This is a genomic window from Brevibacillus borstelensis (assembly GCF_037834415.1).
In the GTDB taxonomy this organism is placed as follows: Bacteria; Bacillota; Bacilli; order Brevibacillales; family Brevibacillaceae; genus Brevibacillus; species Brevibacillus borstelensis_A.
Genome location: NZ_JAUMSJ010000047.1, coordinates 14844 through 37020, shown reverse-complemented (window position 1 = coordinate 37020; position 22177 = coordinate 14844). Strand labels below are relative to the sequence as shown.

The 22177-nt window shown below is 50.3% G+C and carries 28 protein-coding genes; 12 read left to right on the top strand and 16 right to left on the bottom strand.

Going from position 1 to position 22177, the window contains the following annotated elements:
* Positions 1 to 169: 169 nt before the first annotated feature.
* A complete protein-coding gene (locus Q3F21_RS24475) occupies positions 170 to 1066 on the bottom strand; it encodes a stalk domain-containing protein (RefSeq protein ID WP_340258774.1) in 897 nt (298 codons plus the stop codon).
* Between the two features lie 542 nt (positions 1067 to 1608).
* On the opposite strand from Q3F21_RS24475, the gene Q3F21_RS24470 reads away from it, so the two are divergent.
* From Q3F21_RS24470 to Q3F21_RS24460, 3 genes are all read left to right on the top strand, one after another.
* On the top strand, positions 1609 to 1824 hold the full coding sequence (locus tag Q3F21_RS24470; protein WP_340258772.1) for a stalk domain-containing protein: 216 nt from the start codon (positions 1609 to 1611) through the stop codon (positions 1822 to 1824).
* Between the two features lie 291 nt (positions 1825 to 2115).
* The gene (locus tag Q3F21_RS24465) at positions 2116 to 2697 is read left to right on the top strand and encodes a sigma-70 family RNA polymerase sigma factor (protein ID WP_340258770.1); all 582 of its coding nucleotides are present in this window, start codon (positions 2116 to 2118) and stop codon (positions 2695 to 2697) included.
* On the top strand, positions 2690 to 3544 hold the full coding sequence (locus Q3F21_RS24460; RefSeq protein ID WP_340258768.1) for a hypothetical protein: 855 nt from the start codon (positions 2690 to 2692) through the stop codon (positions 3542 to 3544). Before Q3F21_RS24465 ends, Q3F21_RS24460 begins: the two co-directional genes overlap by 8 nt.
* 241 nt (positions 3545 to 3785) lie before the next feature.
* Here the strand turns inward: Q3F21_RS24460 and Q3F21_RS24455 are convergent, their stop codons facing one another.
* The gene (locus tag Q3F21_RS24455) at positions 3786 to 4100 is read right to left on the bottom strand and encodes a hypothetical protein (RefSeq protein ID WP_340258766.1); all 315 of its coding nucleotides are present in this window, start codon (positions 4098 to 4100) and stop codon (positions 3786 to 3788) included.
* 392 nt (positions 4101 to 4492) lie between these two features.
* Between Q3F21_RS24455 and Q3F21_RS24450 the strand changes: the two genes are divergently transcribed.
* From Q3F21_RS24450 to Q3F21_RS24425, 6 genes are all read left to right on the top strand, one after another.
* Entirely contained in the window at positions 4493 to 5395 is a 903-nt protein-coding gene (locus tag Q3F21_RS24450; RefSeq protein WP_340258764.1) for a YcdB/YcdC domain-containing protein, read from the top strand.
* Positions 5392 to 6093 (top strand): YcdB/YcdC domain-containing protein, encoded by a 702-nt coding sequence (locus Q3F21_RS24445; RefSeq protein WP_340258762.1) that lies wholly within the window; start codon positions 5392 to 5394, stop codon positions 6091 to 6093. The genes Q3F21_RS24450 and Q3F21_RS24445 overlap by 4 nt, the downstream gene beginning before the upstream one ends.
* A gap of 59 nt (positions 6094 to 6152) precedes the next feature.
* Positions 6153 to 6527: a hypothetical protein gene (locus Q3F21_RS24440; RefSeq protein WP_340258760.1), complete on the top strand. Its 375-nt coding sequence runs from the start codon at positions 6153 to 6155 to the stop codon at positions 6525 to 6527.
* A 55-nt stretch (positions 6528 to 6582) separates the two neighbouring features.
* Complete coding sequence (locus Q3F21_RS24435; RefSeq protein WP_340258759.1) at positions 6583 to 7119, top strand: RNA polymerase sigma factor; 537 nt, start codon at positions 6583 to 6585, stop codon at positions 7117 to 7119.
* The gene (locus Q3F21_RS24430; protein WP_340258758.1) at positions 7106 to 8773 is read left to right on the top strand and encodes a YcdB/YcdC domain-containing protein; all 1668 of its coding nucleotides are present in this window, start codon (positions 7106 to 7108) and stop codon (positions 8771 to 8773) included. The genes Q3F21_RS24435 and Q3F21_RS24430 overlap by 14 nt, the downstream gene beginning before the upstream one ends.
* Positions 8774 to 9005: 232 nt before the next feature.
* Positions 9006 to 9815: an alpha/beta fold hydrolase gene (locus Q3F21_RS24425; RefSeq protein WP_340258757.1), complete on the top strand. Its 810-nt coding sequence runs from the start codon at positions 9006 to 9008 to the stop codon at positions 9813 to 9815.
* Positions 9816 to 9949: 134 nt separating this feature from the next.
* Here the strand turns inward: Q3F21_RS24425 and Q3F21_RS24420 are convergent, their stop codons facing one another.
* From Q3F21_RS24420 to Q3F21_RS24400, 5 genes are all read right to left on the bottom strand, one after another.
* Positions 9950 to 10483, bottom strand: a complete 534-nt coding sequence (locus Q3F21_RS24420; protein ID WP_340258756.1) for a cysteine hydrolase family protein — start codon at positions 10481 to 10483, stop codon at positions 9950 to 9952.
* Between the two features lie 118 nt (positions 10484 to 10601).
* Positions 10602 to 10964, bottom strand: coding sequence for a L,D-transpeptidase (locus Q3F21_RS24415; RefSeq protein WP_425341300.1), 363 nt, complete (start codon positions 10962 to 10964; stop codon positions 10602 to 10604).
* 172 nt (positions 10965 to 11136) lie between these two features.
* A complete protein-coding gene (pdaA, locus tag Q3F21_RS24410; protein ID WP_425341299.1) occupies positions 11137 to 11925 on the bottom strand; it encodes a delta-lactam-biosynthetic de-N-acetylase in 789 nt (262 codons plus the stop codon).
* Between the two features lie 88 nt (positions 11926 to 12013).
* Positions 12014 to 12166, bottom strand: a complete 153-nt coding sequence (locus tag Q3F21_RS24405; RefSeq protein ID WP_340258752.1) for a hypothetical protein — start codon at positions 12164 to 12166, stop codon at positions 12014 to 12016.
* 156 nt (positions 12167 to 12322) lie between these two features.
* Complete coding sequence (locus Q3F21_RS24400; protein ID WP_340258750.1) at positions 12323 to 12745, bottom strand: DoxX family protein; 423 nt, start codon at positions 12743 to 12745, stop codon at positions 12323 to 12325.
* Between the two features lie 140 nt (positions 12746 to 12885).
* Between Q3F21_RS24400 and Q3F21_RS24395 the strand changes: the two genes are divergently transcribed.
* Positions 12886 to 13203, top strand: coding sequence for a winged helix-turn-helix transcriptional regulator (locus Q3F21_RS24395; protein ID WP_340258748.1), 318 nt, complete (start codon positions 12886 to 12888; stop codon positions 13201 to 13203).
* 61 nt (positions 13204 to 13264) lie between these two features.
* Here Q3F21_RS24395 and Q3F21_RS24390 read toward each other — a convergent pair whose 3' ends face one another.
* Both Q3F21_RS24390 and Q3F21_RS24385 read right to left on the bottom strand, forming a co-directional pair.
* On the bottom strand, positions 13265 to 13792 hold the full coding sequence (locus tag Q3F21_RS24390; protein ID WP_340258746.1) for an ImmA/IrrE family metallo-endopeptidase: 528 nt from the start codon (positions 13790 to 13792) through the stop codon (positions 13265 to 13267).
* 184 nt (positions 13793 to 13976) lie between these two features.
* Positions 13977 to 14342 (bottom strand): helix-turn-helix domain-containing protein, encoded by a 366-nt coding sequence (locus Q3F21_RS24385; protein ID WP_340258744.1) that lies wholly within the window; start codon positions 14340 to 14342, stop codon positions 13977 to 13979.
* A gap of 165 nt (positions 14343 to 14507) precedes the next feature.
* Between Q3F21_RS24385 and Q3F21_RS24380 the strand changes: the two genes are divergently transcribed.
* The gene (locus tag Q3F21_RS24380; protein WP_340258742.1) at positions 14508 to 14732 is read left to right on the top strand and encodes a helix-turn-helix domain-containing protein; all 225 of its coding nucleotides are present in this window, start codon (positions 14508 to 14510) and stop codon (positions 14730 to 14732) included.
* 61 nt (positions 14733 to 14793) lie between these two features.
* Entirely contained in the window at positions 14794 to 15021 is a 228-nt protein-coding gene (locus tag Q3F21_RS24375) for a hypothetical protein (protein WP_340258740.1), read from the top strand.
* A 246-nt stretch (positions 15022 to 15267) separates the two neighbouring features.
* On the opposite strand, the gene Q3F21_RS24370 is transcribed toward Q3F21_RS24375, so the two are convergent.
* The 7 genes from Q3F21_RS24370 to Q3F21_RS24340 all read right to left on the bottom strand — a co-directional run bounded on the left by Q3F21_RS24370 (position 15268) and on the right by Q3F21_RS24340 (position 22136).
* Positions 15268 to 16185, bottom strand: coding sequence for a haloacid dehalogenase-like hydrolase (locus tag Q3F21_RS24370; protein ID WP_340258738.1), 918 nt, complete (start codon positions 16183 to 16185; stop codon positions 15268 to 15270).
* A 27-nt stretch (positions 16186 to 16212) separates the two neighbouring features.
* Positions 16213 to 17652, bottom strand: a complete 1440-nt coding sequence (gene nagE / locus Q3F21_RS24365) for an N-acetylglucosamine-specific PTS transporter subunit IIBC (protein WP_340258736.1) — start codon at positions 17650 to 17652, stop codon at positions 16213 to 16215.
* Positions 17653 to 17800: 148 nt separating this feature from the next.
* Entirely contained in the window at positions 17801 to 19519 is a 1719-nt protein-coding gene (ptsP, locus tag Q3F21_RS24360) for a phosphoenolpyruvate--protein phosphotransferase (RefSeq protein ID WP_340258778.1), read from the bottom strand.
* 27 nt (positions 19520 to 19546) lie between these two features.
* Entirely contained in the window at positions 19547 to 19810 is a 264-nt protein-coding gene (locus Q3F21_RS24355) for an HPr family phosphocarrier protein (protein ID WP_340258734.1), read from the bottom strand.
* The gene (locus tag Q3F21_RS24350) at positions 19807 to 20316 is read right to left on the bottom strand and encodes a glucose PTS transporter subunit IIA (protein WP_340258732.1); all 510 of its coding nucleotides are present in this window, start codon (positions 20314 to 20316) and stop codon (positions 19807 to 19809) included. The genes Q3F21_RS24355 and Q3F21_RS24350 overlap by 4 nt, the downstream gene beginning before the upstream one ends.
* A 156-nt stretch (positions 20317 to 20472) precedes the next feature.
* A complete protein-coding gene (glcT, locus tag Q3F21_RS24345; RefSeq protein ID WP_340258776.1) occupies positions 20473 to 21336 on the bottom strand; it encodes a glucose PTS transporter transcription antiterminator GlcT in 864 nt (287 codons plus the stop codon).
* Between the two features lie 299 nt (positions 21337 to 21635).
* On the bottom strand, positions 21636 to 22136 hold the full coding sequence (locus Q3F21_RS24340; RefSeq protein ID WP_340258730.1) for a ribonuclease H-like YkuK family protein: 501 nt from the start codon (positions 22134 to 22136) through the stop codon (positions 21636 to 21638).
* Positions 22137 to 22177 lie beyond the last annotated feature (41 nt).

Here is a 22177-nt window from a genome sequence, read left to right as displayed (position 1 = left end):
TCTGCACATTTTCAACTATGGCTTCTACAAGAGGAGGAAAAATTAACGAAACAGATTGGAGGGGATGACCTTGATGGTACAACGTTTTTTGAGAAGAGATAACCTCCGGCGTAGTCGTTGTTGTCCCCTCTGATAACCCATGCCACTTTTCCAATTATAAATCCGAATGTCACCCTAAAAAGTAGCCTCTGGCGAAAACATCCATGTCATTCACATCCACGGGAGCGATCCCTTCCATATAAGAGCCGCTTACATTCTTTGTGCCGTATTTGAAAAATAGAGCTCCTGTTGATTTGTCGACGAGGATTTCATAAGGTCCACTCAGTATCCAGTATCCCGCTGTCTCACCCTGGTAGGAAATACGATTTATTTTTTGTTTGATTTCAGCTAATGTCTGAATGGAAGCATAGCTGCTATCCGCATATGTTCCATTTTTTAAAAATGTGCTGAATGCCTGGAGCATGGCGTTGGTGGCTACTCGGATTGCCTGTTCCTTGGTCACATTTTTCAATCTGGTATCAATCGAGATTAATGGATTTTTGAAAGGCATGATCCCGATAGTATAGCCGATGTCCGCACCAAATGCTTCTGCGACGGTTCGTAAAGGGACGTACACTCTGGTGTCAACCAATTGGGCAGCTAATGGCAAAACGACCGCTTTGCCATTGATGACAGCATTTGTATCCCCTGCTTTCAGTACTATTTCTTTGTCCTTATAATCAATGACTACCGTATTGGTTTTCGCATCCCAGTTCGTCCGGCCTCCTAATTCCTCGGTGATAAGTCTGATCGGAACCAGGGAATGGCCATTTTTGATGAAGATATCCGCGTTGGGAATAAAATTATTGTTTATCATCAGAAATGGAAAGGTATCCACCTCATTAATCGTTGTCGTTGCCCCATTTTGATACGTGATTTTCTCGACCCAATGCTTGGCGTTTTCAAAATCGGTAAGGCTTGAATCAATCGTACATTGATACCCATAGTTGTTTTGAGTTTGCCCAAAAGCTGTAAGTGGCACAAGCAAACTGAACGCTACAACAAGAAGACTTGTTAGCTTTCTCATCAGCCTTTCCCCCTCTTTAAGGATTCTTTTTCTTTTGTCAAGTATACACTTACTACCTGACATAATACGAATGTCGAATCATGCATGTCACCCGATTTGTTTGAACCTGCCTTTCATATATTCTGTGTATGAGTACTTTCCCGCTTCAGGTAAGTATAACCAAGGGGACTCCATAATGGTGTACTGAAATAAAATTCCCTTGTTCAACTGTCCCGATTTTTATCCTTCCCGATACGAGCCAAGGGCGAGCATACCCTAGATCGGAAAGGCAGGAAGTTCCTGAGTGAATATACTAGAGTGTTTACAGGAATAGTACTGAACCGGCATGAAAAGCCCTTTCTTTCTAAAACGGAAGGGCTTTTCCCAATTTTGCTCAAGACGAGTGAAGGCGTTTTTTCATGGGGAGCTGCATCTCTCTCCCATTTTTATGCCGAAAGGAAGGATGATTCGCATGAAAGAAGCAATCGTTTCCGGTACAGCTGTAATACCCTGTACCAAAATCGCCATCCGATCAAGGGTATCTCCAAAAGGGAGTCTCTTTTTTGCCTGTTCGGGCCGTTTCGGAATCGGCAGGAGTTGCTCCTGAATGGCTTGCGGCGACGAAGCAAGCTCGCGTAAACGGAATTGATTTAAACGTAAAGATTGTGTCCGGAACGGCATTTGCTCCGGCTCGCGAGCTCGCCAAGGCACTGGGCCTGGAAGTGGAGTGGGATGGAGCCGCCAAAATCGTAAAACTGACGAAAGGTTGCATTTGTTGATCCGTTGCAGGATACTGGGGAGATTCCCGGCTCACAATCATTCCTGTCTAAAATGCCCCCCCTCCCGCGGAGCCATCCGGGGAGGGGGGGTTTGCCTGTTTTCCGCCACCTACACAGCTTTTGCCGGGCAAGCTCAGATGAAATTGCTCTTGCAAACAGGCTTCTGAAATATTCCGTCCCCAACACTTTCGTAAAACGTTTTGTTAATGCTTTTCACCTGATCGCGTATTAACATACGTAAATTCCCTTGATCAGGCCGACAAATGCCGAAGGGAGAAAGGAGGAAAGGAGTTGGAGAGTGTTCAAGTAAGCATGGAAATTTACCACAATCAAAAAGACAGGCTCCGTGGAGACGTTTTATCCACAGAACAATTTTCCCGGATATACGAAATGTACTTCGACCGCGTATACAAGTATATCTGCTACCGGATTCACAATCAGTACGAGGCTGAAGATATTTGCAGCCAGGTTTTTGAAACGGTCATTTCCAAATACCACAGCTTCTCGGCGGAAAAAGCCAAATTTGACGTATGGCTGTTCGCGATTGTCAGAAACACTGTGACAGATTACTTTCGCGCTCGGAAAAAAAGATTCTATTTTTCGCTGGATTCCATTACCGAGTTGATCCTGCCCAAGCCGTCTCCCGAAGATCTGGCCATCCGGGGCGATGATCATCAGGCGCTGTTTCAAGCACTGGCAAAGCTGCGCGACAAAGAGCGAAATATCATCGCAATGAAATTCGCTGCCGGTCTGAAAAACGCAGAAATTGCCGAACTAATGGGTGTCAGCGAGTCCAACATCGGTGTCGTTGTCTACAGGAGTTTAAAAAAATTACAAAAAATCTTGGAGGCAGGTAGGTTCAAGGATGAGTGAAAAACATGATCCGAAAGCATACGGGAATGTCGTTGATCTGCTAGAAAATACGGAAATCGATAACACCTTGGCCAAAGAACGCATTTTCAGGCGTCTGGCAAACAAAATCGAGACGGGAGCCATTCAACCCCAAAATACGAAAAAGGATGGGGTCGCTATGATGAAAAGAAAATGGAAAACGGCCGCTGCGGCTGCTGCTGTTGTAGTTCTTGTTGGCGGTGCGCTTTCAACGACTTCATACGCGCAAGGAATGATCCAATCGATTCTGGCACGTTTTCAGGTTGGCAATATGGAAATTGTCCAATACAAAGAGCTGCCGGTTCCTGAAAAGAGCGTATCAGCCGGTCAGGACAAAGGTGCAGAATCCTATACGGTTGAAGTGCCGGCAGCTCCAAAGCCTCCAAAGCTGACTCTGCAAGAAGCTCGTTCCGCAACAGGGATGAATTTCCCCAGCCCCTCCTGGGTAGCTGATTTTGAATACGTCAATACGGTCATTCACGGCAAAACGATGGTGGAAGTGCAATACAGCAAAGGCGATAAAACAGTTGACTTCTTGATTTCACAGGGTGGTGAAAATGGCATCGGAACCACTGACCCGGTCAAAACAGAGGTTATTGAAGGGACCAAGGTCTATTTTGCGAACGGCATCGTTCTTTGGGAGGATGAGGGATTCACAGTAGAGTTGTACGCTCAGGACGATTTTGACACGGCAACGCTTGGAAAAATAATCGACAGCTTCAAGGTTGGAACACCGTTGACGCAAGAAGAAATCGATAAAGCGAAATCAAATTTGGACAGCCTGCTGCAAACAGAAAAAGCCGGTCCCGCTCCTGCCGCCGGGAATTGACGGGGGTATAACAGTTCGTTCAGAGAAAGGGTGCTCAAAGCTTATAGGGCTGTTGGGCACCCTCCTTCTCTTGGCGACGAAGACTGCCTCCGTTAGAGATAGTGTCCGTGCACTAATATGCGAAACGCACGGCTTTCATTATGCGGGGAAGCGGTTCACTGGCGTTTTTATCAGATGATGGCGCAAGAGAACGATTTGTCTGATGTATCAGAGAACGAACACTGACCTGCTCCATAAATAATTAAAGAAATCTTCTATTTTTCAAAGCTTCGTCAATCCACTCAACAACAAAGTTTTGGCATTCTTCGAAATTGTCAAATTTCCTTCGGAACAGATCTGACTTTACGACAATCCCATTTGGTGTTCTAATTTTGAACCGGTAAAGCCCAAAGTCTGGATGATTTTCACTAGCTGGTTTTTCAATCAAGACACTGTATTTCTGTTTCCTCCCGCTCCAAACCCAATAATCTTTACGCATACTGCTTAATTGCAATCGAAACTTCATCACAGACCACCACTTCGCTTTATGCTTTTTTACTGATTTACTATTTTCCATTTGCACCCTTCTATTATGTAATATCGGCAATTATGGATGGAAAAGGAAGTGAATATAATCTGAATTTTAGCGTCCTCCCAATACTGACTATGGCCTGCTCCGCCTCCGGTTGAAGAAAAAGCATCATGTACATTTTGTAAAACCGCACGTTGCTAGCCATGACCTCCAGAATGTGTCAGATCAGATAACGGAGTTTTTCTTTGCTGTTTCATGCCGGTATTTGATGAGGATTTGTTTTACGATCCCTCCAATGTTCATGATTTTGCGTACGAAACGATCCTTTCTACGGTTCTCTGATTTTTAGGGGAACCGTATTTTTATTTTTTTGGAAGTTGTAACCTTTTGTCGCTTTTTCCGAATAAGTCAGTGTGCAAAACAGGAGGGAAGAGAAGATGGGACCTTACAACAAAGTCGTATTTGTGCTGGCAATTGCCGGCGCATTAGCTTCCGCCCCAGTCAGTTCAGTAAAACTGGGAGCGAAGGAGGGGATTGCGCGGGAGACAAAGCAAGAAAAAGCCCAAGGCAACATCCAGGACGATATCCCGGAAAACACCCGGAAGACAAATGAGCAAGCAGTCCAGACGACAGGCAACAAATCCACAGTGGCGGCAGAGCTCATGAAAAAGATCGAGAGTTCGCTGGCCAAAACAAAAAAACTGCTGCCGTCCCTTGAAGATTACCCCTATATGACGGTAACCGTCGATGAGAAGAGAGCTGATTCGGCGTTTGTCCGGCTGACCAAACAGAAAGATCAGGAGAATGTCGATTCTTACGTCGCCCTCCGGTTTGACACAAAAACGGGAGAGTTGATCAGTTTTCAACTAGGGACGGAAGGAAAGCGTGACAACCTGGCAAAGGGAGAGGACGCCAAAGCGAGAGCCACCGCGTTTTTGAAAGAATGGTATGGAACAGATTTGCGCGGTTATAAGCTAAATCCAAAAATAACGGGTGGTGGGGAAGTCGTTTTTTCCAAAGAGGTGAACGGACTGTTTTACCCCAATCTGAGCGTCCGGATTGTAGTAGATGGAGACGGGCAAATCATCAATGGTGGACCAGCGACATTGCCTAACTTCAAATACGAGATTCCAAGTTTTGAGGATACTTTGTTTCCAGATCCGGAAGAAGCCCTGCCCCGAGAACAATTGGAAAAAAACGTGGCTTCCCATATGTCTTTAGCCTATTGGGCGGACTACGGGCTTCTCGTATACAGACCCGCGTTTTCCGGATATCTTGACGCGAGAACGGGAAAAGTGCTCGATGTTCCTCAAATAGAGTACGAACACCGGGAACGGTGATTCAGGTAAAGTCGAATGACAAAAAGCTGACAGCCAAAACAAAGGAGGAAGCTGCCACTTACGTCAAACAGGAACACGGTATAGAGGCGAACGCGGCCGAATGGAGAGAAGAGCTGTCCGATGATAAACAGCGAAAGTATTACTGGTGGAAGGAAGGAACCCCGCAGGAAATCTTTGTGGGGACAGTCGCGGCAACAGGAGAGATAACCGCGTTCTTTACGGAATGGAGAAAGGACGAGAAGAAGACGTTTACGCGTGAAAAGGCGCGTGAGATTGCCATCCGGGAGATGGAAAAATATCTGCCCGCGGGTACAACCGAGATGATGGAGATCGTCAACACCCGAAATAAGTACAATGACAAGAATGGTAAATACAGCTTCATATTCGCAAGGGTTCATCAGGGGATGCCGGTTATGGACCGGAAATTTTCCATCTACGTAGAAGGGGACCAAATTACCGATTTTATTGGTACGAGCAGGGCGGAGCTTTCCGACAAGCTTCCTGATGCAACACCGAAAGTGTCTGCCGAAGAGGCGGCAAAAGAATTCTTGGTGCATTATCCGTTGCAGCTTGAGTATTTCTACCCGGAAGACAACGGCAAGCAAGCGCTTCTTGTCTACAGACCAGGCGGCAAAAAAAGTATTTTTAAGAACATTAAAATTGACGCCGTTACCGGAAATCTGCATGAAAACAAATAGCCTCCTGCGGGTAAATCCAATGAAAAACAAAACAGAGAACGTTATGAAAACATTCAATTATGAAAGAATGGTATGGAGCGGATATGGGCGGATACCAGCTGAACCCGAATTACAAAATATTTGGGGTGGCTTTCTCCAAACAGGTCAACGGACTGTTTTATCCTAACCTCAGCGTTCTGGTAACAGTCAACAAAGAGGGACAGATCGTTGACGCCGGCCCGGCGCCTATGCCTGATTCCAGCTTTGATTATGAGTTGCCTGCATTTGAACAAACATCGTTTCCAGACCCCGAGAAAGCAGGTTCCAAAGAACAGGGTGTAAAGGCTGTAGCAGCTCAAATGACTTTGGCCTACTGGGCGGATAAAAAGCTCATCACCTATGAACCCATGTTGTGTGGAAGGAGGATACCGAAGAGGAGACCTCGATCCGCGTAGACGCGGCAGCAAACAAAACCAGTGCTCCTAAACACAGAGGAAAGGAGGAAACGTGTTGTATGACGACCTCAATCAAAAGATCGGGACCATTTACGAACAGCACTACCTTGCCGTTTACTGCTTCTTGCTGCACTTTACCGGGAACCAGAGCGATACGGAAGATTTAACGCAGGAGGTATTTATCCGGGTGGTAAAAGCCTTGCCCAAGTTTGACGGGCGTGTGGCCATCAAGACTTGGCTGTTCTCTATCGCCAAACACATCGCGATTGATCATTACCGCAAACGAAAGCTGCAGGAGCTGGTAACCGATAATTGGCTCTTCCGGTTGACGGCGAAAGACGGATTGCCCGAAGTAGAGCTTGATTACAAAGAAGGGATGCGGGAGTTAAAAAAGGCGCTGCAAAAGCTGAAACCGCAGTATCGGATGGTCGTCATACTGCGCAGCATCGAGGGGTACAACATCAAGGAGACGGCAGAGCTGCTGGATATTTCGGAAACAAAGGTGAAGGTGGACTATCACCGGGCGCTGAAAAAACTGCAGGGTTACTTGACGGAATCGGTGAAGGGAGGGATTCAAAATGAACTCGTATGAAGAAGAGCTGGAAAGACAATTGAGAAGGCTTAAAGAAACGGAGCCCCCGCCAAGACTTGAATATGTGAAAGAAATGGATCGACGCTTGCAAAGGGAAACGGATAAATTGAAGCGGCGCCTGCTCTTTCGTCGCATTCGAAATCGTGCGGCAAGCATAGGAGCGGTTGTATTTCTGGGATGTTGGGCGGCTACCGATCAAGGACAGCAAGCATTGCGAGCTGTATTTGTCCCGGGAACTCATATGGTGCCGCTATCCGCCGTTCCTGCCCCTGTGTCTTCCCCCTCTCCCGGGCCCGTTCCTTTTCTTGCTCCTACTCAGCAGTCAGCCCAGACTTCCGAACCGCTTCAGCAGACGCCTGACATGCCGGAGACAGGAAGGACTGCTGAGAAAAAAGCGATTCGCCCGGCTCCCCAGGTAGAGCAGCAGCGGACAGAAACTCAAGCCAAACCGGTCAAAATAGAAGCGGAAAGGAAGCAAATCGCAGCGAAGGAACAGCCACGTACGAGGGAACTCTCTTTGCCGGTGAAAAAAGCGGAGGCGTATCTCCGGGACATGCTGGGAGAAGAAGGGGAGGACTACCGATACAGTCCGTCTCTGTCCAATCTGGCCGAGGGAGAAATTGCATTTAGCCGAATGATCCATGGCATCCCGGTTTACGAAAGCAGTTATACAGTAGAGGTGGAAGGCGATCGGGTCACGAGTTTCAAGGTTCATAGGCGGGTAAAGCAGCAGGAAGATTTTTTGCAAATGCCCAAGCCGGCGGATATCCTTCCCCCAGAGAAGGCACAAGAGGCCATTTCCGCTACGTTGCGTCTGGTGTACCGGGAAAATGAGGGAGAAGAGGCTTCCCTACGCTATGAGCCGGCATTTTCCGGTTTCCTGGATGCAAAGACGGGAGAGCCTTTAACGGGGCTGGAGAACAAAGCAGACGTGGACGGGGAAAAGCGGGTTGTTTCTGTGAATGCGGAGGGCAGGAAGCTGGAAGCGGGTTCATCGGCGGAGGTGATATCCCTTCTGCGACAGGAATTCGCTCTACCGCTAGAGGAAATTACCGGCCCATCGACGATTACCTACGGGGGAGACGAAGGAATTCGGGAATTTGAATGGGAGAGAGGCGGGAAGACAATTGCCGCTCGTGTCGACAAGAACGGACGCCTGCTCTCTTATCGTGCAGATGGAGGCCACGCTGAGTCGAGCAGGGTGAAAAAGGCTTCTCCAGAAGCATTTTTGTCACCCGCCGTCCAATCTCTTCAACGCTATTTGGACCCGGCGGTAAAAGAACTGGAGCTGGCTGGGGCCGAGCAGACCGGAGCGGAAGTCCACTTCCGCTTTCGCAAGCTCCATCAAGGCATCCCTGTGATTAACAGTGTGTATGAGGTAATCGTCGATACAGGTACAGGGGATGTGGTCGGCATGTCAGGAGCATTCGGACAGCAAGGGCAATCTTATCCCGACCCTGCCCAAGCGATATCCAGAGAGGCTGCCGCTGCCGCCTTCCAAAAACACCTGAAACCGGAGCTTGCCTATATCGCACCCAACGAACATGGCGAATCAGGCAACCCCCTTGTACTCGCATACCATATGAACCGGGTTCATGGAAAAGAAATAGCCATCGACGCGATTTCCGGAGCGGTCATCGAAAGACAACGTTAGGCTGGGTGCCCTGAAGTAGATCAAACTACTTGGAGGGCACCCTCTCTTTTTTTATTTGAGCGATATTTCCATCTCAGCAAAGGCTTTGAAAAAGACTTGCGTTCTCGGCAATGGCGGATGGTACGGATCCCTTTGCCGAAGCCTTTGCGGAATTGTTTCAAAGCGAGTATCTATTGAGGTTCTCCCCACATAAGGTATGTATAGGCGATCATCCAGAAGGGGAGAAATCGTGATGGGCTATTACATTAGCGTTGAACAAAATGTAAATCTTTACGTCGAGGATCTCGATCCGGGGAACGGAAAACCGGTTTTGTTTATCCACGGATGGCCGGTTAATCATAGAATGTATGAATACCAGTTCAATCAGCTTCCGCAAATGGGGTACAGGTGCATTGCGGTAGACCTTCGCGGGTTTGGAAAGTCTGATCGTCCGTGGAGGGGATATTCCTATGATCGGCTGGCGGATGACATACGGGTGGTCATCGATACCTTGGAGCTAAAGGATATCGCACTTGCCGGATTTTCGATGGGAGGAGCCATCGCGATCAGGTATTTGGCTCGGTACGGAGCAGATAAGGTTTCCAAACTGGCGTTGTTTGCGGCAGCAGCGCCTCTGTTCACCAGACGACCGGATTTCCCGTATGGCATGACAAGGGAGCAGGTCAACAATCTCATCCAGACAACCTATACAGATCGGCCGAAAATGCTGGATGACTTCGGGGACATGTTTTTCGCAAGCTATGTCACAGAAGGCATCAAAGATTGGATGCATGAAATGGGCATGGAGGCGTCTGGCCACGCAACCGCGATGAGCGCCGCCTCTCTGCGCGACGAGGACTTGCGCCGGGATTTGTGTTCTGTCTGTGTACCGACCGCTATTTTCCATGGCGTTCACGACAAAGTATGTCCGTTCCCGCTCGCTGAGTTTATGCATGCCGGTATTCAGGGATCGGAACTGGTTCCGTTTTTGTATAGCGGACATGGAGTGTTTTACGATGAATTAGACAAGTTTAATCGGGAGCTTGTGCGTTTTTTGGGGTAGACGCGGTTTCTTTACAGATCGAGTTGTCCTCTGCGAGGTTTGGTCAATCTCGGACATACGGTTGACTGAGGGTATATAAACAAAAAAGGAGCCATCTGGTATGCCTGCCCAGATGGCTCGCTTATTACAACTCGCTAAACAAAAATCTCACTGGATTCTTTCACCGATATCACATTCTTCGGAGTTCCCAGCCCATTCAGATTCGCATTGTGATGGGCGATGATATCCGCTGCCTTGAGTACAGCGTCATCCGTCGTAGAGTGACAATCCGCGGCCAGGGTGACGCCAAAGCCGTGCGAGACTGCAGCTCTGCACGTCGTATCGATACAGTACTGGGTCTGGAAGCCGACGATCACCAGATGATTGATGTTGCGAGCCTTCAATTCGTCCTGCAAGGATGTTTCGTAGAACGAATCGCACGCCGTTTTTTGAATAATCGGTTCATCCGGATGCGGGCAAAGGGAGGGGTGGATTTGCCACCCGGGCGTGCCGGTTGCGATCGGGCTGCCTTCAGGGTCATTATGCTGGACAAAAAGGACGGGGATGTTGATCTGGCGCGCTTTTTCGAGAAGCGTTTGAATCCGTTCCACCACTTCATTTCCCTGATAGGAGTATCCCACAATAACAGATTGAACGTCTACGATAACCAAAGCCGTTTGTTTATCCATTCAACCAAGCCCCTTCCCGTGAGTATAAACTCTCACTATCATCATACAAGAATGGAAAGGGGATAGCGATGCTGATTTTGGAAAAATTTTGAATGATTTGCTTGTGACAAACCTCAGCCTATACCTGACGAATCTGTACCGGCGTTCCGATGGGAACCAGCCTGGCCAAGCTTTCAACATCGCGGTTATGCATGCGAATACAGCCGCGTGAGACATAACGGCCGATTGACGATGGGTTATTGGTGCCATGTATGCCGTAATGAGGCTTGCTAAGTCCCATCCAATAGGTGCCGAAAACGGACAAAGGACCGCCGGGGTATGAGTTCGGGTATGGAACCTTGTTGACAATCGTGAAGTTGCCGCGCGGGGTAGAGGTTGCAATTTTACCCAGACCGACGGGATAGGAGCGGACAAGGCGATTGCCGTCAAAAAGATCAAGGCGAAGCTTATTGATCGAGATGCGTATGCGGTATGCCGGGATGAAGATCACCTCCCTTTTTCAAAAAACACGAGGGTTCACTACTATTGCATCGTATGCGATAGGAAAAAAGCGGTACCGGCGGCAAATGATGACAAACAAAAAACCTGCCGGGCAGAGTGCGGCGGCAGGTCTTCATGATCATGCATTCTGTTTTGGCGACAGGAAATTGGCATCAGGGAACAGGGTGCGGAAAAGTCGGACGGAGGTGTTCAAGACTTTTAAATTCGTACCCCTGTCCTCGCGCCGCGTCGATAATCTTGCCAAGCGCCTCCGCATTATCCCTCGAAACCGAGTGCAGCAGGATGACAGCCCCCGGATGAAGCTGGGCCAGCACACTGTCGTAAGCGAACTTCCAGCCCTTCTGCGCTTTCGTGTCCCAATCCTTGTAGGCAATGGACCAAAAAACATTGGTATATCCCAGTTCCTTGCTGACAGCCAGCGTACGATCGCTAAAAATTCCTCTTGGCGGACGCAAAAAGGTCATCTCTTTTTGCCCGGTAATCTCGGCTACAGCTTTTTTGACCTTATCCAATTCTTCCTTGATACGTTCATTGGACACCTGCGTCATGTCCGGGTGACTCCAGGAGTGATTTCCGATGATATGCCCTTCTGCAGCCATTCGCTTTAGCAGCTCAGGTTGATCCTTGACAAAATGTCCGGTAACGAAAAAAACGGCAGGTACCTTTTTTTCCTTGAGGATATCCAGGATGCGGGGAGTAAATCCGTTTTCATAGCCATTGTCAAACGTAAGAAACAGCTCTTTTTTGGAGGTATCTCCGAGAAAAATGGCTTCATGCTTGTCGACGATGCCCTTAAAGCCTTCCTGGTCAATCGAGGGAAGCTGTCCGCCCTTGCTCTTCTTGAATCCGAAGTGATAGGGGACATCCTGGTAGGCTGCGGCATGTACGGTGAACAAAGACAAAAGCAGGACAAAAACAGTGAAAAAGGTTATGCGTTTCACAGCGATCGGCCCTCCTACTTATAGATGGTTTTCCTAAAAATCAGGAAGAACGTTTTATGGCATCCGGCAAAATGGTATGTAAGGCTCCTCAATCCTCTTGCCAAGGAACGGGGTTTGCGCGAGGAATCGGATACTGTTCATCTGGCAGGGATCTGACCGCTTTCCGCTTGTCAATCGAACCGGCGGGCACTTCGGTTTCGGGGCGGTAAATAATGTGGCTGCGTTTGTTTTGGCTTGGCACGGAAGACTCACCTCCTCGTCGTTAGCATGTGTCGGAGGGCAGAAGAACATGCTGTTTGCAAACAAATTCCGGGTCAAAAGCCGTGTGAATGATCACAAAAAAACCGAATGCATCGGACAATCCGATAGCATTCGGTTTCTCAACACCGTATTTCGGTTATCGGTCGGAGCGGCGTTGAAACAACAGACGGTCGAGGGAATAGAAGGACCGCCCGGAAAGCGCGAGAAGCAGCAGCATGGCGAACAGAAGGAGCTCCAACTCAAAGCCAGGGCCGTTTTCTCCCCCCAAAAAGCCATTGGCGACTTTCACCTTGAGGGTGGCGACGACCATGACTGCTGCCAAAAGAGCTGCCCAGATCCGGGTGCCCAATCCCAGAATCAAGCCGATACCGCCCACTAGTTCAAGAAACGCCACGAGATAAGCGAGAAAACCGGGGATACCCATACTGCCAAACCAACCGGCAACCTGATCGAGTCCCATTTGGAATTTTGACATTCCGTGCATGACGAAGGATATGCCGGCAACGACTCGCACGAGCAAAAGCCCCCACTCGGTGCGTTGATCGAGTTGTCTTTCCATAAAATGACCTCCTAATGAATCATTTATATAGTAATTTGGTTACATTTCGTCAGTAAGTATAAATTAATAATTTACGAGAGTCAATACTTTGAAGGATTTTAAAAAGAGCGGTATACTGGAAATGAATCGAGGTGATTACTATGAAGCAGTCCTCTCTCTGTCCGAAGTTTGAAAAGGGAATGCAGCTCTTGGGCAAGCGGTGGACTGGTTTGATCTTATACCAGCTGCTTTCCGGACCGCAGCGATTCTGTGCCATCGAAGAGGCGCTTCCGATCAGCGGAAGGCTTTTGTCTGAGCGGCTAAAGGATTTGGAGAAAGAAGGCTTGGTGCATCGTCACGTGTATACAGATTCGGCACCGGTACGGGTGGAATATTCGCTAACCGAAAAAGGGCTTGCGCTGGAACCTGTCATCCTGGGGATTGAGAAGTGGTCGCAAACCTGGATCGAACTTGAATAAAAAAAGTGTCGGATTATTTTGTCCGGCACTTTTTATTTGGTGTGTGTACTGTTTTGCTTGCTCACTGGGCACTTTTCCGCCTTCTCGTTTTCCCGCCCTTTCTCATTCGCTCGGAAATAATTCGCCGTTTAATCTGGGCGACCCGCTTGTCAGCCAATTCCCTTGTCACGCCAAATTCCTGTGACAACACCGAGGAGGCTGCCCAATCATGATGGGAAAGAAGCAGAGGAGCCAACAGAAAAAAAGGCATGGCCGCATAGAGAACAAATTGCTCCGCCTGTGCCTCCTGCAGCTGACGAAAAGCGGGATTCATCTGGTGCTGCTTCCCGGTATGCCCCCTTAAAATATGGCCGAGCTCATGAAAAAAATGCTCGCGTTGGACCGGCCTCGGCAGAGTGGAATTGACAGTGATGCAGCGGTAGTTCCCCGACTCATACCGCATCGAGGGGCAGGGACGATAGTACAGCTCGATCCCGAGCATCTCAGCCAGCGGTCCCTCCTGCAGGTCGCTGGAGTGGTTGATGCCAACCTCCGCGTATACACGGCTCAACCAACGCTCCAAATCCGTTTGCCGGTAATCAGAGATCATTTGTTAATTCCCCCTATCTAAGCCTGAAATAGAACATATGTTCCTTTATGTGGTGTGAAAAATACCGCAACAATGGTGTCAGGGCACAATAATTGTGCAAAGACAACCATAAACGCTTGCGGCTTCTCCATCTATATGTCACCAGCCCTGCTGTCATGCGCTGCTTGGTCCATCATGACCGGTTTTATCTGTTTTTGTCTTTGTTTCCGTGCAAAGCTTTCCACCTGAGGTACTCGATGTGCTTCCTCACTTCGTCAATTTCCGATTCGGAAAGCCCGTCCAGATCGAAAAAGGAGATGTGTTCTTCCGATTCCGTATGGTGCGGTTTCCCACTGCGTCCGGGGTTGTCCGATTTTCCGAGCAGAAAATCGGTCGTAACCATGAATACATCAGCAGCTTTGGATAACAGGTGGCTATCCACGGTCTTTTTCTCACCCGACTCAATCCGGGAAAGAACGGTATTGTGAATGCCCAACTTTTCGGCCAATTGGATTTGGGACCATTTATTCTTTTCCCGAAGGTATCTGATCCGTTGACCGACGATTGACATACTTTCACAACCTTTCCATCATAGCAATACCATTCTACCAATTTTCCATTACGGAAAACAGCTGTTTGTTGAATTAACAAGTATAAGCTTGACTTTGCTGAAATCGAAAAGGTAAGATATGGATAATAACATTTTGCTTATTTGGCAAATAAAGGGGGTTTACCGTTGGAGAGGATAAACCTGGAGTTCATCGCGCGAAGGAGGATGGAATTCGGCATTACACTGCAGGATATGGCTTTTGCACTAGGGTTTAAAAATGCGTCAACGTATCTCAAGTATGAAAAGGGAGAGTACGATTTTAAAGCCAAACACCTTCCAATGCTGACTCGCATGTTGAGCTGCGAGCTTCGTGACCTGTTCATCTGTCTGGTTTTGGTTTTGCTGTTATAGCAAAAATGGAAAGTATTTTCGTAAGCAGATGTCGTTAACGATGTGGCGAGGGGTGGGAGAGGTGAATGCACAAGAAGCGAATCGAAGACAGCTAGATATTTGGAAACGAACGATTGCGTACGAAGTGGCTATGATGGCGCCCAGGAGTGTATCGGCCTGCGGCGAATTTCTCAGCCGTCTGGAACGATTTGAACAGCAGATCGCTGAAACGGATACAAATGCAGATTGCCCAAACACCGAGCGGGAACGAGCGCGTACCGAACCTAAAAACATATGCGTTCAATATTGAAGGCAGCTTGCGAGACTATGTTTGTCTTCAATACTTTTCATCGATCTAATCCATTTTTTCAGAGAAATCAATGCTTCCTTCATGATCTGGCAATAGGCATGAAACCTCAACAGTTTAGAGAACATCGGCAGTTCCCGGAAAAAAAGCGGTTCTCCCGGTGGAAGAACCGCTTCTACATGCAAGCTGAACAACTTTTGCATACCCGTAACGCTGTATTCGTTTTAGAACGTACATTCGCATTACAAATCACCGCAATACAGAAGAAGCCATGCGGACGTACGTGTGGCGCTTGCCGCGGATGGTGATGGAGTAGTGCATGATATTTTCCGGGACGGCGATTCCGTTGTACCCGGCATCCCCGATGTGATACAGGTCGGCGCCAGCCATTTTGCTGTTGAGCGCGATTTGCCGGATCGTCGCTTCGTCGGAGCCTTCCTGACTGGTTCCCGTCGCCAGCAGAGCCAAAGCTCCGTGGGCATGAACGGCATCGACCATGGCTTTCGCCGATTCGAGAGTCATGCCGGGAACCGTGCCTGGGGAAGGGAGCAGGATCATGTCCGCTCCCGCTTCGATAAAGCCGATGACTTCCTGCTTCGCGACGAGATCTCTGCCAGCTTCTCCTTCCACACCGGCTCCGTGCATTTTTCCCGCGATGATCAGCGCTTCTGTTCCCATTACATCTCTGGCTGTTCGGACGGCTTCCTGAATTTCCTTGTTGGTTACTCCCGTTTTGGGGTTTCCGGTGAGACAGATGAAATCAAAACCGAGCTCTTTGGCCGCGGCAAACGTTTCGGCTGAAGCAAGTCTGCCCGGAGGCAGGGCGTGCAGCTGCTCCGCTTGTCTGGCGCCTGGATCGACCGGCTCCAGATTCAGCCCTACGGGTCTTCCGATCAGTCGCTTGAGATCCCGTACTGCATCTGCCGGATTCGAGTCTGTCAATCCCTCGACTCGTGGAGCGAAAACGTCAAAGAAATTGAGCAGAATCATGTCGGCGCCAAAAGAAGCAGCCAGTTCGGCATTGGTTACGCTCGGATAAAGCGGGGTGACAGCGGCAACGACCTCGGCCACCAGCACGCGCCCTTCTGAGGCCTTGATCGCTTGTTTCAACTCTTTTCCGGTCATCCGTACGAAGTCGGACGCTGTGCAATCCAGCAAACGTTTCATCGGCAAGTCCCCAGCCCTTCCTTTGTTTTACAGCTTCCTGATTTCGTCCTTCAGCACCTCGGACTGCGTGCCGAATACCACTTGCACGCTGCCCTGGCCCAGCTTCATGACCCCGGCTGCCCCCAGGTCCTTCAGCCCTTTTTCATTGACGATTTTGTCATTCTTCAGGACAAGACGCAGGCGCGTGATGCACGCGTCGACGCTGACGATGTTTTCCTTGCCGCCGATCAGGGAGAGCACGGCTTGGGCTTTCTCATGCATGGACGTATTCCCCGCCTTTGTCACGGTCTCTTCTTCGTCATCTTCGCGTCCCGGCGTTTTCAGGTTGAATGTGACGATAATGAAGCGGAACAGGAAGTAGTAGACGACTGCAAAGGCAAGACCGATCGGAATGATCAACCACGCGTTCGTAGAGAAGTGGAAATTGACCAGATAGTCGATGAGGCCGGCCGAGAAGCCAAATCCGTGCTTGATCCCCAGAGACGTCACGATGAAGCCGGATATTCCGGTCAAGACAGCATGCACAACGTACAGCAGCGGTGCCGCAAACATGAAAGCAAACTCAAGCGGTTCCGTGATTCCCGTGAGGAAAGAAGCAAGCGCCGCACTCATGAAAACCGAGGCGATCAGTTTGCGCTTCTCTTTTTTAGCCGTATGAATGATAGCTAACGCCGCGCCGGGAAGGGCAAACATCATAATCGGGAAGAAACCAGCCATGAACATGCCAGCTGTTTTGTCTCCGGCAAAATAGCGGTGCAAATCCCCGTGAGCCACGTTGCCGGCTGCATCGGTAAACGAGCCGATCTGGAACCAGGCAATGGCGTTGAGTACGTGATGCAGGCCAAACGGGATGAGCAAGCGGTTGAAGAACATGAAGAGTCCGGAACCGATCGCGCCCAGACCGACGACCCAGTTCCCAAACATATCCAGGACGTTTTGGATCGGAGCCCAGATCATTCCGAGCACAAGGCCGATCACGACCATGCTCAGCGAGGTGACGATCGGTACAAAGCGTTTGCCGCTAAAAAATCCGAGCCAATCCGGCATCTTGATGTCGTGATACCTGTTGTAGAAGAAAGCAGCAATCCCACCGGCCAAAATACCGCCGAGCACGCCCATTTTCAACTCGACGTTATCGTCGATGAAAGGCATCGCAGCCGGCACTTTTGCCAAAATTCCAATCAGCACCTGATACGCCATGACCGCCGCCAGCGCAGCAACCGCGTCGCCAGCAAGGCCGATGGCTACGCCCACAGCGAAAATCAGGGCCAGGTTGTCGAGGATGGCCAAACCGCCAGCGTGGAGAAAAGGAGCGACGTAATGATTCAGAAAGCCTCCCACGGCCGGTCCGAGCGGGATGTTCTTCTCGTAGTCGAGAAGCCCGAAGGAAACCAGTAGGGCGGCCGCGGGCAGTGCGGCGACCGGGAGCATGAGCGCTTTCCCGATTCGTTGCAGAAAAGCAAGCATAAAAATACCTCCTTGTTTGAATGTTGTATATCAGAAAGCCGCTCTCTGGCGAAAAAGAGAAAAGGAATGGACAAAGGCAGATGGACCAGAGAAGGCCTTCCTGACATCAATAGATTGCAAGCGCTTACAAGCGACTGGGACAAAACAGCTATTCTGTTTTGTCGTGAAGATAGCGGTAGACATCCCCCGCGCTCGAAAGCGAAAGTGCGTACCGGGCTACCTTTCTTGCCTGATCTATCGTGGTGCTGCGGATGCGTGCCTTTACCTTCGGCATGACTGCCGCCGCTCCGCTAAACTCATCCAGCCCCATGCCCAATAGCAGCTCCGTCGCCAGCGGATCGCCGGCCATTTCTCCGCAAAGCCCGGTCCAGATACCTGCCCGGTGGGAGGCGTCGATGACGTGAGCGATCAATCTCAGAACCGCCGGATGATAGTAGCTGTACAAATGAGCGATGCTCTCATTCATCCGGTCGACAGCCAGCGTGTATTGCACGAGATCGTTTGTCCCGATACTGAAAAACTGCACTTCCTTGGCAAAGGCATCGGCCTGCAGGCAAGCGCTGGGAATTTCCATCATCATCCCAACGGCGAGCTGCTCGTCAAACGGGGCTTTGCTCATCCGCAGTTCCTCTTTGGCTTCTTCCAGAAGGCGCTTGGCCTCGCGCAGCTGCTCCACATGCGAAATCATCGGGAACATGATCAAAAGGCGTCCAAATGCGCTCGCTCGCAACAGTGCTCTTAGCTGGGTGCGGAACAGTTCCGGCCGGGCAAGCGAGATGCGGATGGCCCGAAAGCCCAGAAAAGGGTTTTCCTCCTTCGGCAGGGCCATGGCCGGCAGATGTTTGTCTCCCCCTGCATCCAGCGTCCGAATGATGACAGGCTTTCCCTGAAATGCGGAGACCACGCGCTTATAAGCATCAAACTGCTCTTCTTCATCCGGCAGACTGTCGCGGTCCATGAACAGAAATTCGGACCGGAACAGCCCGACGCCATCGAGCCCTGACGCAACCAGTGCCTCCGCTTCCTCGGGAACGGCCATGTTGGCCGCGACATGCACGCGATGACCGTCGAGCGTCACAGCCGGCAAATCCTTCAAGGCATCCAGCGCTTCCCGATCATCCGCTTCCTGCCGCGCTTTTTCCCGGAAAATGGACAGCTGCTCTTCGGATGGGGCGATCCAAAGCTCTCCCGTAGTGCCGTCGAGGATCATCATTTGGCTTGTTTCCGCCGCAGCCAAGAATGCTTCTCCACCCCCCATCACCGCAGGGATACCAAGTGAACGGGCCAGGATCGCCGCATGGGAGGTGGGACCGCCCTTTGCGGTAGCGATTCCTTTGACATAGGCGAGCGGCAGCTGAAGCGTTTCCGAAGGCGTGACGTCTTCGCCTGCGAGGATGAACGGCTCTTCGGGGAAACCGGCGAAATGGCTGTCGCCAGACGATAAATTTCGCAGCAGACGGCGGCTGACGTCCCGGATATCGTCCGCCCGTTCCCGCATATATTCGTTGTCCATGCCTTCAAACAAAGCGATAAACTGCTCGGCTACCGCCTGGACGGCTGCCGGGGCTGAGCAGAGCTGATTCTCGATGCGAGCTTTCATTTCTCCCGCAAACGAGGGATCATCCAGAAACGCGATATGGGCCGAGAGGATGGCCGCTTTTTCGGGACCTAGCTGATCCATGGCTTTTTCTTTCAAGCCCGAGAGCTGTTCTCGGGCCAGCGCAATACTTCGCTCCAGGCTTTGCAGCTCTTCAGCGATTCGGTTTGCGTCAATTTTTTCGCCGGCAGCCGCGACCGGAGGCTGGGCCGCCAGTCTGACGATCGGGGCTATCGCGATGCCGGCCGAGACCGGAATTCCTTTGAACATCACTGGTTCACCGTCCTGGCTCATCAATTAGCTTTCGAATCGTTTATCGAACAGTTCCTTGAGGGCGGCAGCCGCTTGTTTTTCGTCCGCACCTTCGATTTCTATCGTCAGCCGGTCTCCTTGGGAAGCTCCCAGCGTCATGATGCCGAGAATGCTTTTCCCGTCCGCCTGCTTTTGATCCTTGACCAGCGTGACTCTGGATTGATACTGTCCTGCGCAGTTGACCAAGAGGGCCGCAGGACGGGCGTGCAGGCCGCCCTCCGCTGCGACATGTACGTCAAACCGAATCATGACGCTCCCCCTTTTACCACAACAAGCATAAGAGGCTCCTGACCTGCCCGCACGCTTCCGGTTGACACGACCCTTTTGTCGGCGACCAGATCGCCGTTGGTAATGACCACCGGCGTAACGATGGGACAGCCCGCCTTTTTGAGGACGCCCAGGTCAAAGCTGATCAGCTTGTCGCCAGGTTTTACTTGATCGCCGACCTTGACGTGGGGGGTAAATCCCTCTCCTTTCAGCTTGACGGTATCGATGCCGATATGAAGCAAAATTTCCAAACCGCTTTCGCTTGTCAGCGCAATGGCATGGTGAGTCGGGAACAAGTGAGTGACACTGCCTGCCAAAGGCGATACGAGCACACCCTCGGTCGGGGAAATGGCTGTGCCGTCGCCTACCACCTTTTGGGCGAAAACGGGATCGGGCACTTCAGACAAAGCGACGACCTCGCCCGTCAAAGGGGCCAGTAGCGTCACTTCCTGCTGCTGTTTTTTACGAGAGAACAAACCGCGTAACATAAGCTCCTCCTTTTGCGTCTGGAAGTACGAAAAAAGGCATGAGTCGGGAAACATGCGGCATCCTTACTATGCCGTACGATATCACCGCTCATGCCTAGTCAAACTAGTAACACGCTGGTTTTTCATGCTATGTTGTTTACCCTGCAAGACAAAGGCTTATTCGATCGGCTGATTGGTCAGCCGGAATACATGCATCGCCATGTAGCCGACCTCGTCTTCCGGCACGGCAGAATCCAATCTGGAAGCGATATGCCGGGCAAGCTCTTCCGCCAGCCGGTAGGACTCGGGAATGGTGGCCTTGACCCGATCCAGCAGGGGATTCTGGATCGATTTTTGCTGGCGAATGCGTTCACAGGCATAACGCAGATGCGTGATCAACCGGACGTAATCGACCGTGTGTCGCTCTATCGTTTTTCCCGTTCGCTCTTCGATCATGCCGACAAGCTCCGTAATCAGATTGGTAAACTGGACGGCTTTTTTTACCGGCATGTAGCTGATCGCGGAATGAATGTGCAAGGCCAGAAAGCCGATCTCGCTCTCGGGAATATCCAGCGAGAACGAGGCTTTGATCATGTCGGCAGCCCTTTTGGCCAGCGCAAACTCCTTGCTGTAAAGCGTTTGGATTTCAAACAAAAACGGGTTGACGATTTCCATGCCGTTGCGCAGGCGGTAGATGGCAAACTGGATGTGGTCGGGCAGGGCGACATGGATATGCTCGTTCAACTTCGGTGTAATTTCCTTGGCGATCAGCGCAATGATCTCCTCGGCAATGCCGACGACAGCCGGGTCTACTTGACTCAGCACCGTTTGATATTGCTGCTGGTGACTTTCATTTTCCAACCGGAAGCGTTTTTCCACACGTGCATCATGGGGAAGAATGGTGTTCCCGGGTTTGGCGCCAAATCCGATCCCTTTGCCGAACAAGACAATTTCCTGCCGGGAAACCGGATCTTCGGCAAGCACGACGTTATGATTCAAAACGCGTGTGATTGTATGAGGTTTTTCCTGTTCACGGGACAACATCCACCACCTACCTTACTAAGACAAAAAGAGCCGAAAAAACCTTTTGTAGAAAAAGATCTTCTCGGCTCATGCCTGCTTGACCAGTAACACGCCTGTTTGAAAACGCTTCAATTTATCCTTATCATAATGCACGAAAAAACGAATGTCAATTCATTTGCAAATGTGCACACCGTAACGGAACGGGGCAGGAATGAATAGGCGGAAAAACGAATATGTCAAAACAGGAAGGGTTCAGGGATCCGTAAAAAAGAGCGGAACGCATAAAAGCGAACCGCGCTGAAGTACAGGGGCTTTTCCTATTTGGTAAACTTGTCGGCAATCGTAGAGGCGCAAAAGGAGTACGGCTTGATTTCCGCCCGGAAATGATTCGTTTCCGCAAGGCTTAGCAGTGACTGGATAAACTTTCGGGTAGGGCCGTTTTTTCCAATGTCAAAATGGAGGCGAATCGGTAAGTCTATCTCGTGCTCACGCAGGTATTGGCGCAGCTCGGAGGCAAGGTTCACAGCGTACATCGCTTCCTGAAAAATGCGCTGCTGCAGCGACGTATACCGCCGCTCCTGAAATTTGTGGTAGAAGAACATGCCGCCGCGCCCCTGTTCAATCAACGTGATGACAATCGCAAAAAACGTCCCCCGGCTGCGCAGCTGGGAGTCCGCTCCGACAATCAATTCGTAGGTTCCGCTATTCGTGGATACGGTTTGCTCGATGTTGGAAAACACGTCAGCCTTATCCAGAAGCCCCCGCGAAGGACTGTGAAACCGGTCGAACAGGACGGGGCTTTCATAGGTTAATCCCACTCACATCCCCCCTCGTAGAGGTAAGATTACATTCGCTGGCT

What these genes read in the sequence shown, in the direction of transcription:
- ptsP (WP_340258778.1), bottom strand. Translation starts at nt 19,519, where the DNA reads ATGTTCAAAGGAATTCCGGTCTCGGCCGGCATCGCGATAGCCCCGATC.
- Q3F21_RS24475 (WP_340258774.1), bottom strand. Translation starts at nt 1,066, where the DNA reads ATGAGAAAGCTAACAAGTCTTCTTGTTGTAGCGTTCAGTTTGCTTGTG.
- Q3F21_RS24390 (WP_340258746.1), bottom strand. Translation starts at nt 13,792, where the DNA reads ATGATCTCTGATTACCGGCAAACGGATTTGGAGCGTTGGTTGAGCCGT.
- Q3F21_RS24425 (WP_340258757.1), top strand. Translation starts at nt 9,006, where the DNA reads ATGGGCTATTACATTAGCGTTGAACAAAATGTAAATCTTTACGTCGAG.
- Q3F21_RS24440 (WP_340258760.1), top strand. Translation starts at nt 6,153, where the DNA reads ATGAAAGAATGGTATGGAGCGGATATGGGCGGATACCAGCTGAACCCG.
- nagE (WP_340258736.1), bottom strand. Translation starts at nt 17,652, where the DNA reads ATGCTTGCTTTTCTGCAACGAATCGGGAAAGCGCTCATGCTCCCGGTC.
- Q3F21_RS24455 (WP_340258766.1), bottom strand. Translation starts at nt 4,100, where the DNA reads ATGGAAAATAGTAAATCAGTAAAAAAGCATAAAGCGAAGTGGTGGTCT.
- Q3F21_RS24385 (WP_340258744.1), bottom strand. Translation starts at nt 14,342, where the DNA reads ATGTCAATCGTCGGTCAACGGATCAGATACCTTCGGGAAAAGAATAAA.
- Q3F21_RS24370 (WP_340258738.1), bottom strand. Translation starts at nt 16,185, where the DNA reads ATGAAACGTTTGCTGGATTGCACAGCGTCCGACTTCGTACGGATGACC.
- Q3F21_RS24430 (WP_340258758.1), top strand. Translation starts at nt 7,106, where the DNA reads ATGAACTCGTATGAAGAAGAGCTGGAAAGACAATTGAGAAGGCTTAAA.
- Q3F21_RS24395 (WP_340258748.1), top strand. Translation starts at nt 12,886, where the DNA reads ATGAAGCAGTCCTCTCTCTGTCCGAAGTTTGAAAAGGGAATGCAGCTC.
- Q3F21_RS24420 (WP_340258756.1), bottom strand. Translation starts at nt 10,483, where the DNA reads ATGGATAAACAAACGGCTTTGGTTATCGTAGACGTTCAATCTGTTATT.
- Q3F21_RS24460 (WP_340258768.1), top strand. Translation starts at nt 2,690, where the DNA reads ATGAGTGAAAAACATGATCCGAAAGCATACGGGAATGTCGTTGATCTG.
- Q3F21_RS24450 (WP_340258764.1), top strand. Translation starts at nt 4,493, where the DNA reads ATGGGACCTTACAACAAAGTCGTATTTGTGCTGGCAATTGCCGGCGCA.
- Q3F21_RS24400 (WP_340258750.1), bottom strand. Translation starts at nt 12,745, where the DNA reads ATGGAAAGACAACTCGATCAACGCACCGAGTGGGGGCTTTTGCTCGTG.
- Q3F21_RS24355 (WP_340258734.1), bottom strand. Translation starts at nt 19,810, where the DNA reads ATGATTCGGTTTGACGTACATGTCGCAGCGGAGGGCGGCCTGCACGCC.
- Q3F21_RS24350 (WP_340258732.1), bottom strand. Translation starts at nt 20,316, where the DNA reads ATGTTACGCGGTTTGTTCTCTCGTAAAAAACAGCAGCAGGAAGTGACG.